Source organism: Desulfobulbus sp., from assembly GCF_030824455.1.
Classification (GTDB): Bacteria; Desulfobacterota; Desulfobulbia; order Desulfobulbales; family Desulfobulbaceae; genus Desulfobulbus.
Genome location: NZ_JAVBXR010000033.1, coordinates 1 through 15965 on the forward strand (window position 1 = coordinate 1; position 15965 = coordinate 15965).

Sequence of the window (15965 nt, forward strand, 5' to 3'; positions counted from 1 at the left end):
TTATAATTTCATTTGATATCTTGCTATACAATTTCAAATACACGCAAGATTTCCCTTGTGACAAATCTTTTTCAGAGCTCACCTGAAATAAATTAAGAAGCGCCCTATTTGCAGCGACCATTTGAATGTAGGACGCTCTATATTTTTTTAAAAAAAGTTCCGCCGCCAGATACCGGTCGATATCATCGATCGCAAACCCTTCGAGCTCTTTACATTTTTTGCCAACGTCGCTAACGTCGAGCAAGAGCATTGGCAAACTCGAATGTAGAAAAGCTGCCTGATAGCAAGACTCTGTATTAAGCCCTTTCTGTTGTTCACTACTGTTCATACGTGTTTTTTAAATCCGTTCCGAATATATTCGCCGCACAAAGACAGGCTCACCCCAGTCGTGTCCAAATGTGGTTACAGAATTTTTTAACCAATAAGCACTAACGCACCCTCATTCCCTTCACGCCTAGTCACCAACCTTCCATGAAAAATCGTCCCGATATAAACTCCGCAACTGATCACTCCGGTCGATTATATGTGGTTGCCACCCCCATCGGCCATTTAGGCGACCTCAGCCTTCGAGCCATCGAAACATTGACGACCGTTGACATTATTGCCTGCGAAGACACTCGACACACTAAAAATCTCTGCCGACACCTGAACATCACAACCCCGCTCGTCAGTTACTATCGCGAAAAAGAACAGGAGAAAGCTGCACAGTTGCTCACGCTGCTCCAGGAAGGCAAACACATCGCCCTCGTTTCAGACGCCGGCACTCCAGCCATCTCTGATCCTGGCGCCGTGCTGGTCAGCAAGGCCCGTCAGGCCGGCATTGAGATCGTGGCCATAGCCGGTCCTTCCGCCTTAGCCGCTGCATTGTCCGTGGCCGGGCTTTCGCAAACGCCCTTTTTCTTCGGAGGCTTTCCTCCTTCCAACAAAAGCGACCGACGCAAATTCCTGCGTACCCTGGCCCCCTTCCCCTTTACCCTTGTTTTTTACGAATCTCCACATCGAATCAGCGCCTCTCTCGCTGATCTCGAGTTTTGCCTTGGCGATCGATCCGCCCAACTGTTTCGTGAGCTGACTAAAATTCACGAAGAGTGCATGGAAGGTTCGCTTTCCGGATTACGTGACCGGGTCAAGAATGGGGTCAAGGGCGAACTGGTGCTGATTGTTCAAGGGGCGACGCCCATTGCCGCCGAACAGCCCGACAACCTTGATGAACTTCTGCTGTGGCATCGCGACCAGCTTGGCTCCAGCCTCAAGGACGCTGTCGCCAGTATTGCCGCCGACCTTGACCTTCCGCGCTCCCAAGTGTACAAACTAGCGCTTTCCGTCTGGCGGGACGCGGATTCCACGGACTCCCCAATCCCACCAATCGATTAAACCCACCCACCAATTATTATTGCTGATGCACAGAATATCTCACGCTCTTCATCATTGCACCGACGTCACGCGCGGCCAACTCCTGACAGCAGCCTGCCGTGCGGCCCTAGAAGCCGGCCAACTCATCAAAAGCCGTTACACCCAACCTCACGACATCGCCATGAAGGGGGCCATTAATCTTGTCACCGAGACGGATCTCGCCGCCGAGGCCGCGATTTTGGCTTGTCTGGCGCAGGAAGCTCCTGGGATTCCGGTTATGGCCGAGGAATCGGCAAGCACCCATCAACTGACCGACGCCCACCCGATCTGGATTGTTGATCCCCTGGACGGAACCACCAATTTTGCCCACGGATTTCCGCATTTTGCGGTTTCCATCGCCTTGGTCGATCAGGGCCGGCCGCTGGTTGCCGCCATCTATCAGCCGATGCTTGACGAGCTTTTCTGCGCAAGCCTGGGGGGAGGCGCATGGCTCAACGATTGCCCCATCAGGGTCACCGAGACCGAGCAACTGATCAACGCTCTGATTGGCACTGGATTTCCTTACGAAGTAGAGCATACCCTGGCGGACGTCATGCGCCAACTCGCCGCCATGCTGCCCAAGGTCCGAGACATCCGGCGTGCAGGCGCAGCGGCCCTTGACCTCGCCTATGTGGCCTGCGGACGCCTTGACGGCTTTTATGAAATGAACCTGCAACCCTGGGACACAGCCGCAGGCTGGCTGCTGGTCGAAGAAGCGGGAGGCCGCCTCAGCGACTTCTCCGGCGCGCCGTTCTCGCCTTTTGTTCCGCAAACGCTGGCCAGCAACGGCAGGCTGCAACAGGCCCTGTTGCACTTGCTGTGAGATTGCTTGCCAACGGCGCACATCGCGCCCCCTCGCTTGGGTTGCTTCACGGCGCCATGCTGTTGTCGGCCTTTCTCGTCTCCACTTCGTTCACTGTGGGCAAGGCCATCACCCCCTTCATGGACCCGGCGGCGCTCACCTTGATCCGCTTTCTGCTGGCCACCTTGCTGTTTGCCCCCTATGTCCGCCGCACTTTCGGATTGTCTTTTCCAGGCGTTGCTGCGCTGCTGCGTTACAGCCTGATCAGCGCGGCCCTGGTCGGATTTTTCTGGCTGATGTTCCAATCGCTGCGAATCACCAATCCGCTCAACACCGGCGTCATCTTTACCACAGTGCCGGGGATATCAGGACTCTACAGCTGGTTCCTGCTTCGGGAGCGACTCGGCGGTTATCGCATTGCCGCGTTGATCCTGGCTATGGTCGGCGCGTTGTGGGTGATTTTTGAAGGGGATATGGATCGATTGTTGCGGATGCAACTCAACAGCGGCGACCTGCTCTTTTTTGGCGGCTGCCTGTTGATGGCACTGTATATGCCGCTGGTGAAACTGCTGCACCGAGGCGAGCCCATGGCGGTGATGACCTTGTGGGTTCTGGTGACCGGCAGCGCCTGGCTGCTGCTTTTAGCGGCCGTCAAATTGCCCAGCGTGCCCTGGACAGCAATCCCCGCCAAGGTCTGGCTCGGCATCGCCTACCTTGCCCTGTTCACCACCATTGTCACCTTTTTCATCTCCCAGTGGGCGACCTTGCACCTTGGACCGACGAGGGTCATGGCCTACTCTTACCTCTACCCGCCGCTGATCGTGTTGATCGAGTGGGTGCTGCATCGCAGCCTCCCCCACTTGGCGAGCCTCGTCGGCATCGTGATCATCCTTCCCGCGATGTTCATTGTCCAGCGGGGCAAAACCATCTCATCGCCAACAGTGAACACTCACTAACCGGAAACCGATCCGTTTGGGGCTTGTCCGTCAGACCACCCAGCCTCACGCGCCCCATTGCACCACACACTCGCTCACAACGCAATTTCCGCCAGCATCTGATCAATCAGCTCCAGACCGCCCTGCCAGAACGCGGCGTCGTCAAGATCAACGCCAAACGGCTGCAGCAACTCGTAGGGCGAACCATTGCCGCCGGCGCGCAACAAGCCGAGGTAGCGCTCAACAAAGGCCTCACCCTCCGCCTGGTAACGGGCATAGAGCGCCAACACCAGCAGCTCGCCAAACGCGTAGGAATACACATACCCCGGCGTGCCAAGGAAATGGGAGATGTAGGCCCACCAAACGGCATAGTCGTCGCGCAGGGTCACCGAATCGCCAAACATCGGCTGCTGGGTCTCCATCCACAGGGCCGACAGACGCTCCGCCGACAATTCGCCGTGTTGCCGCCGCTGGTTGTGCATCGCCGCCTCGAACCGATTCATCGCCACCTGGCGAAACACGGTGGCAAAAACGGATTCCAGCTTTTGACAGATAAAGGCCCGCCGGGCCTGCGGCGTGTTCAAAAGCTGCATCTGGGCCTTGAACACCAGCAGTTCGGCGAAAACTGAAGCTGTCTCGGCCAGCACCAAGGGCGTGTCGCTGTTGTAGAACCCCTGCCCTGCCGCCAGCACCTGATGCACGCCGTGACCCAACTCGTGGGCCACGGTGGACACGTCGCGCATGTTGCCGGTGTAGTTCACCAGGATATATGGGTTTGCCTCGGGAACACAGGGGTGGGCAAAGGCCCCGCCCCGCTTGCCTTGCAGAATCGGGGCGTGGATCCAGTTTTCGGTGAAAAACCGCTCCGCGATCTCGGCCATTTGCGGAGAAAAACCGGCAAAGGCGTCAAGCACGATCCACCGGCATTGCTCCCAGGGAACCGGAGCCTCATCGCCTCCGGTCACAGGCGCGTAGCGATCATAATCAAACAGCTCGTCATAGCCAAGCAGCTGTTTTTTCAGGATGTAATAGCGATGAACCAGGTCGTTGCGGGAGGTGACCGCCGCAACCAGGGTTTCGACGGTCTGGTCGCGTAACTCGTTGGCCAGGTTGATGGCGCTGTCCCAGGACGGATAGCGGCGCAACCGGTCGTCAATCATCTTTTCCGCCGCCAGAGTGTTGAAAATGTGGGTAAGGATGTGCAAATTGTCCCGCAACCCGGCGGTCAGTTCAGCAGCCCCGTTGCGCCGGACCTCCCTCTCCGGGTGGTGAAGATCGCTCAACACCTCTTCCTCGGTCCGTTGACCGGCGCCAAAGCGCATCTGCCCCAGCAGTTTTTCAAACAACAGGTTCCAGGCGCTCCGCCCCACCGGCCGAAGATCCTGTAACAACTCTTCTTCCTTGGCGCTCAGCTGATGCGGCGCAAACTGCCGCAGGGTCTGCAGATAATGGCGATAGCGATGCAACTCCGGTTGCTGCAGACGCCGCATGGCCGTTGCCTCGTCAAGCTGGTTCCATTCGAGACGGAAAAAGACAGTCAGCCTGCCGACCGCAGCTTCAAGCTCCTCCACCTGCTGGAGCAGGGCCGACCCGCCGGCATCTCCGGTTTGGGTGATGAAATGGAGAAAGGCAAAAGCGCCCAGTCGCGCCAGCAGAGTGTCCAGGGATTCCAGGCGCTCAACCGTCTGGTTGATTGCCCCAGCGTCCAGCTCCGCCACCCGGCCCGCAAACTCGGCGGCCAACTGCTCGGCCAGGCGCCGGCAGCGCTGCATGTCCTGCTGAATCTCCGGCGCATCCGCAGCCGGGTAAAGCGCGCGCAGATCCCACAGAACTGCGGTTGTGCCCAGGTCTTGATTGATGTCTGTTGTCATGGTTCCGGTTGCTCTTCAGTGAAAGGATGAAAGGCGAGTCTGGCCCGCACAGGAAACAGAGCGGGCAACGGTTGGGTGAAAAAGATCGTTTTCAGGAGGATCGTTGATCGTGAACCAGAGCCTTGCCAACGGGGTCGGTGTTGACTGGCCCATGGGAATGGGCCTAGAGGCCCGGCCCCTGCTCCAACTCAGACAAAGGTTTCGCGCTTAAGATAGACCGTGGCCTGACTTTTGGCGACCAGCTGTTGACTATTTTTTCGGTAACCACGATATCGTACAAGGCGGTGGCCCCGCCAAGACGCACCTCTGTTGCTTCAGCGACAAGATGATCGCCGAGTGCCGTGGCCCGAAGAAAGTTGACCGCAACATTGAGGGCCAGCGCGGTTTGACCGTGCGAGTTGCTGGCTGCGGCAAAGGCGATGTCGCCCAGGCTGAACACCAACCCGCCATGGCCCATGCCGTGGAAGCTGAGCATCGATTCGCTGACCACCAGCGACACCCGGCTGTAGCCCGGCTCAATGGTTTCAATGGTCGCACCCAGCCAGTTGGCATAGGGATCTTTTCGAATGTGGGAAGCAATCTCAGGGTTGATCATAGCGCGAATTTGGGATGGGGCAGGTTGGTTGCGCAGGCTCAATGCGCAGCCCGAACGGCGTGGAACACAATCCGGGAAAATGCATGCCCCCGCGAAATTGACCCCGATTACATTTTGGCTTCTCCGGGCACGTCGGTGGGCCATGAGGCGACCACGGTGAAAATAGCCCAGCCGATGCATTGAATCGGCTGGCGCTGGCCATAATTTTGGAATTCAGAAGGCTTCTTAAAAATAGAACTGGGCGGGCACTCAGCGGTGCCCGCCGCAATCAAAAACTTCAATAATTTGCATCCGCAAACGCCAACCAGCCGCCGGCGCCGATCAGTTTTTTGTCAAAAGCATTCAAGCTGAAAGCGCACTCCACCGTGGCGTCGCCGCTGGTTGCGGTCAATTTCTCCGCCGCCAGATCAACCGCCACCGTCACCTGCCCCTTGAGGGCAAAAAGGCGGTCCAAATCAGCCTTGCTCAACTCCACGGCCAGGATGCCGCAGTTGAACATATTCTGGCGGAAGATGCGGGCAAAGCTCTCGCCAATAACCACGTTGATGTCGTTGACCTCAAGCGCCCAGACCGCGTGCTCGCGGGAAGAGCCGCAGCCGAAGTTGGAGCGAGTGATCAGCACCTGAGCCGCCTGCATCACCGCAGAGTGCGGATCAAACTGCTGGCCCTCCAAATGCAGGTCCTCCAGCAGGTGCGGCGCAAGGGCCTTCTTGGTGATCTCCGTCAGATACTTGGCGGGAATAATCTCGTCGGTGTTGATGTCGTTTCTATCGATAAAGGCCGCAGGGCCGCCAAACTGTTTCATAGCAATTCCTTTTTCGGGTTCAAGTCAGGGCATGTTGTTCTGGGAAGACGTCGGTTTGGTCATTTCGAGGAGCGCAGTAACGAGAAATCTCAACCCGGATGGAAATTTCTCGCTGTGCTCGAAAGGGCCGCCTGGAAACACTTGCCAGGCTAAACGTGCTGTCTTAATTCAGAAAACGGCGAGGATCAGTGATCTCGCCGGTGACCGCGGCCGCGGCGGCGCTGGCCGGACTCATCAGGTGGACCATGCCGCCCTTGCCCATGCGGCCGTTGAAATTACGGTTGGTGGTCGAGGCGCAGACCTCGCCGTCCGCCAGCACGCCGCTGCTCATGCCCAGACAGGCCCCGCAGGTCGGGTTGAGCACGCAGAAGCCGCTATCCATAAAGATTTTGATCAGCCCTTCTTCCAGCGCCTGCGAATAGATGGCCGGAGTGGCCGGTACCAGGATGCCGCGCACCGATGCTGCGATGGTCTTGCCCTTGATAATGGCGGCGGCCTCGCGGATGTCCTCGATGCGGCCGTTGGTGCAGGAACCGATATACACCTGATCCACCTTGGAGCCTTCCAGCTCGCTAACGTCCTTGACGTTGTCTGGCTTAAAACCAAAGGTGACCTGCGGCGCCAGGGTGCTGACGTCAAGGGTCAAAACGCGCTCGTAGTGGGCGTCGGCGTCGGAACGCCAGCAGGCAAAAGATTCTGAGGCGGCCTCCGGGCTGGCGTACTCGTCCTTGATAAAGGGCCAGAGGTACTGGGCGGTGGTCAGATCCGGCTGACAGACGCCGGAGGTGGCGCCGGCCTCGACCGCCATGTTGCACAGGGTCATCCGCGAGGACATGTTCATGGCGTCGATCACCGGCCCGCAAAATTCGATCACCATGTCAGTGCCGCCGTTGACGGTCAGCTGCTTGATAATATTAAGGATGATGTCCTTGGCCACCACACCCTTGGGCAGGGCGCCAACCGCCTCAATCTTCAAGGATTTTGGGGCGCGGAAGGCGCACACCCCTTTGAGGATGCCCACTTCCAGGTCGGTGGTGCCGACGCCGGCGGCAAAGGCGCCAAAGGCCCCGTGGGTGCAGGTGTGCGAATCGCCCATGATCACGGTGTTGCCCGGCCGAATGAATCCCTTTTCCGGAAAGAGCGCATGGCAGACGCCGTTGCGGCCGATGTCAAAAAAATCCTTGATGTTGTGCCGCCGCGCCCAGTCGCGCATGATCTTGGCCTGGGCGGCGGTCTTGGAGTCCTTGGGCGGGGTCACGTGGTCAATCACCGCCTTGATTCGGGAGGGATCGCAGACCCGGTCCATGCCCTTTTCCATGAGGTCCATGATGGCAATGGGCGTGGTGATTTCGTGGCACATGATGACGTCGATATCAAGCACCATGTTGCCCGATGTCGGGGTGTCCCGCAGGTGGGCGGCAAAGATTTTTTCAGTGATGGTCTGTCCCATTGAGCAACTCCAGAGTGGGTGGAAACAAAAAAGAGGAAAAACGGGCAAGCAACGGCACACGGCGACTTGCCGGTTCTGGCGATGAAATCGATTTATTACACCTGCCGGCCAGGTTCGTCAATTTTTTTGAGGAATCGCCACGCCGGGCGGCTGGAGGCGGCGGCCACCGGCAGGCGTGGAACAACTGTACTTTATCAAATCGATTGCTTATACTGCCGTGGTTTTCCCCGGCCGCGCGACGTGGCCGGCCGCACTGTCCTTGATCTTCCACACTCAAAGAGCGAAACCATGACCTTCACTCTCCTGGCACAATGTGTCACCTTCTGTTGCCTGCTGCTTGCCGGTCTGCCAAGCTTGTCCCATGCCGCCCATGGGGTCAGCATTGACGGCTCGCTGAAATACCCCAAGGGCTTTGAACGGTTTGCCTACACCTCGCCCCAGGCCCGCAGCGGCGGGACGCTGGTGCTCCACGACCTGGGCGGCTTTGAAAAGATGAATCCGTTTACGCTCAAGGGGTCGGCCCCGCAAGGGCTTTCGCCCTATGTCTTTGAAACCCTGGCCGTGCCGAGTCTTGACGAGCCCTTTGCCGAGTACGGGTTGATCGCCGAAGACATCGAACTGGCCAAAGACAAGAAATCGGTCGATTTTACCCTTAATCCCAAGGCCCGATTTTCCGACGGAACGCCGGTGACCGCCGAAGACGTCAAGTTTTCCCTCGACACCCTGAAAAGCGAACAGGCCCACCCCTTCTACCAGATGTATTTTCACGACATTGAACGGGCTGAAATCCTCGGCGCGTTGAAGGTCCGCTTTCATTTTTCCAAGCCAAATCGGGAACTGCACATGATCGCCACCCAGTTGCCGGTGTTGAGCAAACAATTTTACACCCGCAACCCCTTCAACCCGACCGACGGCAAAGAGGCCATGACCGTGCCTGTGGGCACCGGCCCGTATCTGGTGGCCGAGGTGCTGCCGGGCAAGTCGATCACCTATAAAAAGAATCCGAATTATTGGGCCAAGGATCTGGCGGTGCGCAAGGGGATGTTCAATTTCGAGACCATTGTGATCAAATATTTCAAAGATCCGGTGGTCAGCATTGAGGCCTTCAAGGCCGGCGAGTTCGACTTCATGATGGTCAACATCTCCAAACAGTGGAACCGCGACCTGACCGGCCGCCGCTTTGATTCCGGTGAACTGATCAAGCAGACCTTCCCCCACAAAAACAATGCCGGCATGCAGGGCTTTGCCTTCAACACCCGCAGACCGCTGTTCAGCGACCGACAGGTGCGCAGGGCGCTGGGCCTGGCCTTTGATTTTGAATGGACCAACAAAACCCTGTTTTTCTCCCAGTACACCCGCAACAACTCCTTCTTCTCCAACTCGGATTTTGCCGCCAAAGGCCTGCCCAACGTCGACGAACTCAAACTGCTGAAACCCCACCGCGACCAATTGCCGCCAGAGGTGTTCACCCAGCCGTTGACGCCGCCGTCCACTAATTCGCCCTCCAGCCTGCGCGCCAACATGCAGGAGGCCAAGACGCTGCTGCAACAGGCCGGGTGGACCATCAAGGACGGCCGACTGGTCAATGCCCAGGGGGAACGATTCCACTTTGACATTCTGCTGGCCGACGGCGCCTTTGAGCGGGTCATTGCCCCGTATGCCGCCAATCTCAACAAACTCGGCATCGAGGTGAGCTATCGAACCATTGATCCGGCCCTGTACGCTGATCGGGTGAAAAATTTCGATTACGACATGGTGGTCACCACCTACGGGCAGTCGCAGTCGCCCGGCAACGAACAGCGTGATTACTGGACCTCTGCGGCCGCCGACCGCAAGGGTTCCAAGAATGTGGCCGGCATTAAAAATCCCGCAGTGGACGCGCTGGTGGACGCCGTCATCTACGCCGACACCCAGGAAGCGCTTACCACCGCCTGCCGAGCGCTGGATCGGGCGCTCTGGCACGGGTATTACCTGACCCCGAATTGGTACCTTGCCAACCATCGCCTGGCCTATGCCGCCAAACTCAAACACCCCGAACAACTGCCGCTCTATTACAGCTACGATCAATGGCTTGACGCCTGGTGGATCGAATGAGCCGCGCGGTTTTCGTTGTTTTTTCCGGGCAATTCCCCTAAAGTTGACGGGTTTTCTCCCTTCGCCCCAGAACGACTTTCTTTGAACACTGCATGACGACGTCCACGGAAAAAAGCAACAAAGAGCATCAATGGATCTACCTGACAGGAAAGGAGATCTATCAATTTTACAGCCGGATCAAAGGCCGGCTGCAGGGAATGCACGTCTACGCCCTGGTGGGCAAGAGCGGCACCGGCAAGAGTTTCCGCGCCAAGCTGCTGGCCGAGAAGATCGGCGTGCCCTACATTGTCGACGACGGCCTGTTGATCCACGACAACGCCATCCTGGCCGGCAAATCGGCCAAACAGGAGAAGAACTACATCAGCGCCATCAAAACGGCCCTGTTTGCCGACGACGAGCACCGCAAGAGCGTGGTGCAGATGATCGAGAAAAAGAAAATCAAAAAGATTCTTCTGTTGGGCACCTCTGAGAAAATGGTGACCCGACTGGCCGAGGCGCTTGAATTGCCGCCCATCACCCAGATCATCAAAATCGAAGAAATCGCCAGCCAGAAGGATATTGAAAACGCGATCAAGTCACGCTTCGAAGAGGGCAAGCACGTCATTCCGGTGCCGGCCATCGAGGTCAAAAGGGATTACGCCCAGATCCTTTCCGACTCGATCCGCATCTTTTTCAAGGGCGGCAAGGACAAGGACGGCGTTCGGCAATCCCGTTTTTTTGAAAAATCGGTGGTTCAACCCGAGTATCACGACAAAGGAGTGGGCGGCACCGTGACCATCTCCGAAGCGGCCCTGACCCAAATGATCCTCCACTGCATCGACGAATACGACGGCGAGATCCTGGTGCGAAAAATCAAGGTCAAGCTGAGCCGCTCCGGCTACGGCATTGATCTGTTCATTGACGTGCCCTTCGGCAAAACTCTGACCGGTGAATTGCACGAGCTGCGCAATTACATCCTCAACAACATCCAAAAGTTCACCGGCATCATCATTGACCATCTCGAAATCGCCATCGACAACATCTCGCAACGCAAACAAGAGCCCAAGAAAAAGCCCAAAAAATAGCGCGCCGTTTTGTTGCGCGGTTGCGACTCCAGCGTTCAGAATGTGGTTGTTGCCGTCATCGCGCTCCCTGTTTTCCGCCCTCCCCTTTCCTCCCTATTTTCGCCTGCTCTACGTTTTTGTCGTCTCAAACGGCCCCGCTTCAAATTTGCAGTTGCAGAGCGGCTGAATAGCCCCTCAGCGGAACTACTGCAGGCCTTTATAACGGCTGGCATTTTTACCCTTCTTTTTCTCTGAATGCGCAATTTCCGCAGGTAGTCAACAGGTTCGACTCAACCGAGAGGTTGTGGAGCCGACTCAGCGAATAATTATCGCTTGACTCTTGGCAAACTGTCTTGTTATAAGTCCTGAGTTTTGAGTGGTTTTTTCGGAAGTGGCTGTAGTGAATGTTGTTGTCGGAATGGTTTTAGGGCGTATTTCAGGGCCTCTAGAGCGTATCTGAGGCAGATTTTTTAGCCGTAGGTACGAAATTGCCCCAATACAACTCCCTCCGCCAGACCAGCCGGAAAATCTCTTTCCTTCACTCCCCAGTCCCCTCTGAACATCGCTTGATTCACGTTCTGCCATTTTATGCAGTGGGCAGAGTTTGAGTGGTTTTTTCGGAAATGGCAGCGACATTCGGTGCTCACGGAAGAATCCCAAATTCACCATGCGGTTGGTAACGTATGTTGAATCAGGGAGCCGTACGTTTTCTTTGCGTACAGTCTCTCCTCCGCACCCCTTGTCCTACCTCTCCCGGAAACGTGACTGCTCGTCACTTTCTCCCTAACATGTAACTCGTATCTTGCTGGGCGTTGAACGCCATCATTTTATAAAGTTTTTTGTGGTGTGAAAGGAGTGCACATCGTTTCGGGAGGGTTCTGTAAAAGCGTTTGGAGCTCTAGAGTGCAGACCGGCATCCAGCTGGACCGGCCAGCGAATTTCTTCTTGCTTTTTGCGCAACCCATCCCCGGAAAAGAGTGCTTGTCGCTTGTAGCGCCACGCAGTAACAAATTGTTAGTAAACAGGGACTTGAATTAACATTTTACTTCTCTGGCGGATCGCGCACAACCCGTGTGAGGTTTGCCGCAAAAGGATGCGTCTATGAAAATTCATGAGTATCAGGCCAAGGAACTATTCCGAAAATACAATGTACCAACCCCTAAAGGCAAACTCGCCCTCACCTCGGACGAAGTAGCAAAAATTGCTGAAGAATTCGGCTACCCGGTGGTTGTCAAGGCCCAGGTCCATGCAGGCGGTCGCGGCAAGGGCGGCGGCGTAAAGCTGGCAAAAACCGCAGCCGACGTGAAACCGGTTTCCGATTCAATCATCGGCATGACCTTGGTCACCAAGCAGACCGGGGCCCAGGGCAAGAAAGTAAGAAAAGTTCTGGTTGAGCAAGGCCTGAACATCAAAAAAGAGCTTTATCTCTCCGTTATTCCTGATCGTGAAACCTCTACCGTGACCTTCGTTTGCAGCCAGGACGGCGGTATGGACATCGAGGAAGTGGCCGCCAAGACTCCTGAGCGCATCATTTCCGTCAACGTCAGCCCGGTTACAGGATTCCAGCCCTTCCACGCCCGTAAAATCTGCTTTGGCCTTGAGATCGAAAAAGACCTGCAGAAGCAAATGTCTGCGGTGGCCAAGAATCTCTACGAACTGTTTGTCGCCTACGATTGCTCCATGGTTGAGATCAACCCGTTGATCATCACCGCCGAGGGCCAGATCCTTGCTTTGGACGCCAAGATGGACATCGACGGCAACGCCATGTTCCGCCACCCCGACGTCAAAGAAATGCGGGACATCGAAGAGGAAGATCCGGTCGAGGCAGAGGCCGCCCAGTATGGCCTGAACTACATCAACCTTGACGGCAACGTCGGCAACATCGTCAACGGCGCCGGTTTGGCTATGGCCACCATGGACATCGTCAAGATGGCAGGCGCTTCGCCCGCCAACTTCCTTGACGTCGGAGGCGGAGCAAACGCCGAGGCCATTGAGAACGGTTTCCGTCTCATCATGAAGGATCCGAAAGTCAAAGGCATCCTGATTAACGTGTTCGGCGGCATCCTGCGCTGCGACATTCTGGCCAAGGGCGTTGTTCAGGCCGCTACAAAACTTAAACTCGCCGTTCCTGTTGTTGTCCGCATGGAAGGCACCAATGTCGATGAAGGCCGGAGAATCCTCGCCGAGTCCGGACTTGACCTGATCAATGCCAAAGACTTGGCTGATGCAGCTGAGAAGGTGGCCAAGATCGTTTCCTGATGAAAGATGAGTTCAGATTGACAGCAATTCGTTTCAAGCCGTGAAACTAGGCGCGATGTGCCCGCGTCACGGCTTGAAGCCTGCCTTGAATCGTCAGTCGCGACCACTGGATATTGAAGACTCAGATTTCAGAGGCAAAAAAACTTATACCCAAAGAGGAAGATAATGAGCGTTTTCGTTAATAAAAATACTCGGTTAGTTGTACAAGGCATTACCGGCCAGGAAGGCCAGTTCCACACCCGATCCTGCATCGCCTACGGCACCAACGTTGTTGCCGGCGTTACTCCCGGCAAGGGCGGCCAGAAAATGGACGAGGTTCCGATTTTCAACAGCGTGAAGGACGCGAGAGAGAAAACCGGCTGCAACGCCTCTATGATCCTGGTGCCGCCGCCATTTGCCGCCGACGCCATCCTGGAAGCTGCCGACGCCGGCATTGAGCTGGTTGTCTGCATCACCGAGGGTATCCCGGTCATGGACATGATGCGGGTAAAAAATTATCTGGCCACCAAGACCACCCGTCTGATCGGCCCGAACTGCCCCGGCATCATCACCCCCGGCGAGTGCAAGATCGGCATCATGCCTGGACCGATGCACAAACCCGGCGGACCTTGGGGCGTTGTGTCCCGCTCTGGAACGCTCACCTACGAGGCTGTTCATCAGCTGACCCAGGTAGGTTTCGGCCAGACCACGGTTATCGGCATTGGCGGTGACCCGATCAACGGCACCAACTTCATTGATTGCCTCAAAGCTTTCAACGCTGATCCGGACACCAAGGCCGTGATTATGATCGGCGAGATCGGCGGCAACGCCGAGGAAGACGCCTGCGAATGGATCAAGGCCAATATGACGAAGCCGGTTGTCGGTTTCATCGCCGGCCTGACCGCTCCTCCTGGCCGCCGCATGGGCCACGCCGGCGCCATCGTCAGCGGCGGCAAGGGTACAGCTGAAGCCAAAATCGCCGCCATGAAGGCCAGCGGCGTGCATCACTGCCAGAACCTCGGCAAGATGGGCGAACTGTGCAAGCAAGTCTATAAAGGTTGATAAGCCGCTGAGTGCTGCCGCCGGATGTGCTCCATCCGGCGGCAGCACGGCTCTTTCATAATCGAGCACGGAATTTCTACTGAATTCTGCCGCAAGGAGACAGCATGAGTACAAAGGAAAAATTAGAGCAGTTGCAGCAAAAGCGGGCCAAAGCCTTGTTAGGCGGCGGTCAGGACAAAATAGACAAGATTCACGAGAAAGGCAAAAAAACGGCTCGCGAGCGCATTCATGCTCTGCTTGATCCTGGAACCTTCGAGGAATACGACGCCTTCAAACTCCATCGCTGCTACAACTTTGGCATGGAGAAAACCAAGTTTTTCGGCGACGGCATCATCACCGGCTACGGAAAGATCAATGGCCGCGGCGTGTATCTGTACGCTCAGGACTTCTCGGTACTGGCTGGATCGCTTTCCGGCACGCTTGCTGAAAAGATCTGCAAGGTGATGGACCTGGGCATGAAAAACGGCATGCCGGTCATCGGACTCAACGATTCCGGCGGCGCGCGCATCCAAGAGGGCATCGAAGCCCTTGCCGGATATACCGAAATCTTTACCCGCAACGTCTTGTCTTCCGGTGTTGTTCCCCAAATTTCCGGTGTTTTCGGACCCTGCGCCGGTGGTGCCGTGTACTCCCCTGCCTTGACCGACTTTATTATCCAGGTCAAGATCCAGTCCTACATGTTCCTGACCGGTCCCAAGGTCGTTAAAACGGTGTTGAACGAGGACGTCACCACCGAGCAGTTGGGTGGCGCGTCCATGCATACCACCAAGTCCGGCGTCACCGACTATGCTGCCGAGAACGAAGACGACGCCATTCAGTACATCAAGGATTTGATGAGCTATCTGCCGCAGAACAACATGGAGAATCCTCCTGACGCTCCCTGCGACGATCCGATTACCCGGAAATCTGCACTGCTTAATGAGATCATCCCGGATAATCCCAACGCCGCCTATGACATGAAGAAGGTCATCACCGAGACGGCAGACAACGGCGTGTTCTTTGAAATCAAGAAGAATTTCGCTCCGAACATCGTCATCGGTTTTGCCCGTTACGGTGGCAAGGCAATCGGTATTGTCGCCAACCAGCCGTCCTACTACGCCGGCGTTCTCGACATCGATTCCTCGATCAAGGGTGCCCGCTTCATCCGCTTCTGTGACTGCTTCAACATCCCGGTCCTGACTTTTGTTGATGTTCCAGGCTTCCTGCCCGGCACCGCACAGGAATTCGGCGGCGTCATCCGCAACGGCGCCAAGATGCTGTATGCCTATGCTGAATCGACGGTGCCAAAGGTAACGATTATTACCCGTAAATCCTACGGCGGCGCCTACTGCGCTATGTCGTCCAAGCACCTGCGAACTGATATCAACTACTCCTGGCCGACCGGTGAAATCGCGGTTATGGGGTCCAAGGGCGCGGTCGAAGTCCTGCACGCCAGAGGCGCCAAAGCCTCCGATGATCCCAAGGCCTTTCTGGTGGAAAAAGAGAAGGAGTACAATGAACAATTCTCCAATCCCTATTGCGCTGCAGAACGCGGTTATATCGACGACGTCATCGAACCTGCTGAAACTCGTTACCGCATCATCAACGCGTTTGAGTCGATTCAAGGGAAACGCGACACCATCCCGATGAAGAAACACGGCAATATCCCGCTGTAAGCATTTTCATAATGGCCGGAAAC

At 56.3% G+C, this 15965-nt stretch carries 14 protein-coding genes; 8 read left to right on the forward strand and 6 right to left on the reverse strand.

The window, feature by feature from the left end; genetic code table 11:
- A partial coding sequence (locus RCH93_RS05595; protein WP_306547341.1) for a hypothetical protein occupies positions 1 to 328 on the reverse strand: 328 nt, incomplete at its 3' end.
- Between the two features lie 143 nt (positions 329 to 471).
- Here RCH93_RS05595 and rsmI point away from each other — a divergent pair.
- From rsmI to RCH93_RS05610, 3 genes are read left to right on the forward strand one after another with little or no spacing between them, the layout of a single operon-like run.
- Entirely contained in the window at positions 472 to 1374 is a 903-nt protein-coding gene (gene rsmI / locus RCH93_RS05600; RefSeq protein WP_306547342.1) for a 16S rRNA (cytidine(1402)-2'-O)-methyltransferase, read from the forward strand.
- Positions 1375 to 1399: 25 nt separating this feature from the next.
- Entirely contained in the window at positions 1400 to 2215 is an 816-nt protein-coding gene (locus RCH93_RS05605; RefSeq protein ID WP_306547343.1) for an inositol monophosphatase family protein, read from the forward strand.
- Positions 2212 to 3150 (forward strand): DMT family transporter, encoded by a 939-nt coding sequence (locus tag RCH93_RS05610; RefSeq protein ID WP_306547344.1) that lies wholly within the window; start codon positions 2212 to 2214, stop codon positions 3148 to 3150. The genes RCH93_RS05605 and RCH93_RS05610 overlap by 4 nt, the downstream gene beginning before the upstream one ends.
- Before the next feature lie 74 nt (positions 3151 to 3224).
- On the opposite strand, the gene RCH93_RS05615 is transcribed toward RCH93_RS05610, so the two are convergent.
- The 5 genes from RCH93_RS05615 to RCH93_RS05635 form a co-directional block, all read right to left on the reverse strand.
- On the reverse strand, positions 3225 to 5000 hold the full coding sequence (locus RCH93_RS05615) for a M3 family oligoendopeptidase (RefSeq protein ID WP_306547345.1): 1776 nt from the start codon (positions 4998 to 5000) through the stop codon (positions 3225 to 3227).
- A gap of 163 nt (positions 5001 to 5163) precedes the next feature.
- Positions 5164 to 5595, reverse strand: a complete 432-nt coding sequence (locus tag RCH93_RS05620) for a hotdog fold thioesterase (RefSeq protein WP_306547346.1) — start codon at positions 5593 to 5595, stop codon at positions 5164 to 5166.
- A 107-nt stretch (positions 5596 to 5702) separates the two neighbouring features.
- Positions 5703 to 5876, reverse strand: coding sequence for a hypothetical protein (locus RCH93_RS05625; protein ID WP_306547347.1), 174 nt, complete (start codon positions 5874 to 5876; stop codon positions 5703 to 5705).
- On the reverse strand, positions 5873 to 6400 hold the full coding sequence (locus tag RCH93_RS05630; RefSeq protein WP_306547348.1) for a 3-isopropylmalate dehydratase small subunit 2: 528 nt from the start codon (positions 6398 to 6400) through the stop codon (positions 5873 to 5875). The genes RCH93_RS05625 and RCH93_RS05630 overlap by 4 nt, the downstream gene beginning before the upstream one ends.
- Before the next feature lie 163 nt (positions 6401 to 6563).
- A complete protein-coding gene (locus tag RCH93_RS05635) occupies positions 6564 to 7850 on the reverse strand; it encodes a 3-isopropylmalate dehydratase large subunit (protein ID WP_306547349.1) in 1287 nt (428 codons plus the stop codon).
- A 288-nt stretch (positions 7851 to 8138) separates the two neighbouring features.
- Here RCH93_RS05635 and RCH93_RS05640 point away from each other — a divergent pair, with 288 nt between their 5' ends.
- The 5 genes from RCH93_RS05640 to RCH93_RS05660 all read left to right on the forward strand — a co-directional run bounded on the left by RCH93_RS05640 (position 8139) and on the right by RCH93_RS05660 (position 15942).
- Complete coding sequence (locus tag RCH93_RS05640) at positions 8139 to 9944, forward strand: extracellular solute-binding protein (protein ID WP_306547350.1); 1806 nt, start codon at positions 8139 to 8141, stop codon at positions 9942 to 9944.
- Between the two features lie 92 nt (positions 9945 to 10036).
- The gene (locus tag RCH93_RS05645) at positions 10037 to 11008 is read left to right on the forward strand and encodes a hypothetical protein (RefSeq protein ID WP_306547351.1); all 972 of its coding nucleotides are present in this window, start codon (positions 10037 to 10039) and stop codon (positions 11006 to 11008) included.
- A 1080-nt stretch (positions 11009 to 12088) separates the two neighbouring features.
- Positions 12089 to 13246: an ADP-forming succinate--CoA ligase subunit beta gene (gene sucC, locus RCH93_RS05650; RefSeq protein ID WP_306547352.1), complete on the forward strand. Its 1158-nt coding sequence runs from the start codon at positions 12089 to 12091 to the stop codon at positions 13244 to 13246.
- Between the two features lie 165 nt (positions 13247 to 13411).
- On the forward strand, positions 13412 to 14287 hold the full coding sequence (gene sucD, locus RCH93_RS05655; RefSeq protein ID WP_306547353.1) for a succinate--CoA ligase subunit alpha: 876 nt from the start codon (positions 13412 to 13414) through the stop codon (positions 14285 to 14287).
- Positions 14288 to 14391: 104 nt separating this feature from the next.
- Positions 14392 to 15942 carry an acyl-CoA carboxylase subunit beta gene (locus RCH93_RS05660; RefSeq protein ID WP_306547354.1) on the forward strand — a complete coding sequence of 517 codons (1551 nt, stop codon included), beginning with the start codon at positions 14392 to 14394 and terminating at the stop codon, positions 15940 to 15942.
- The last annotated feature ends 23 nt before the right edge of the window (positions 15943 to 15965 follow it).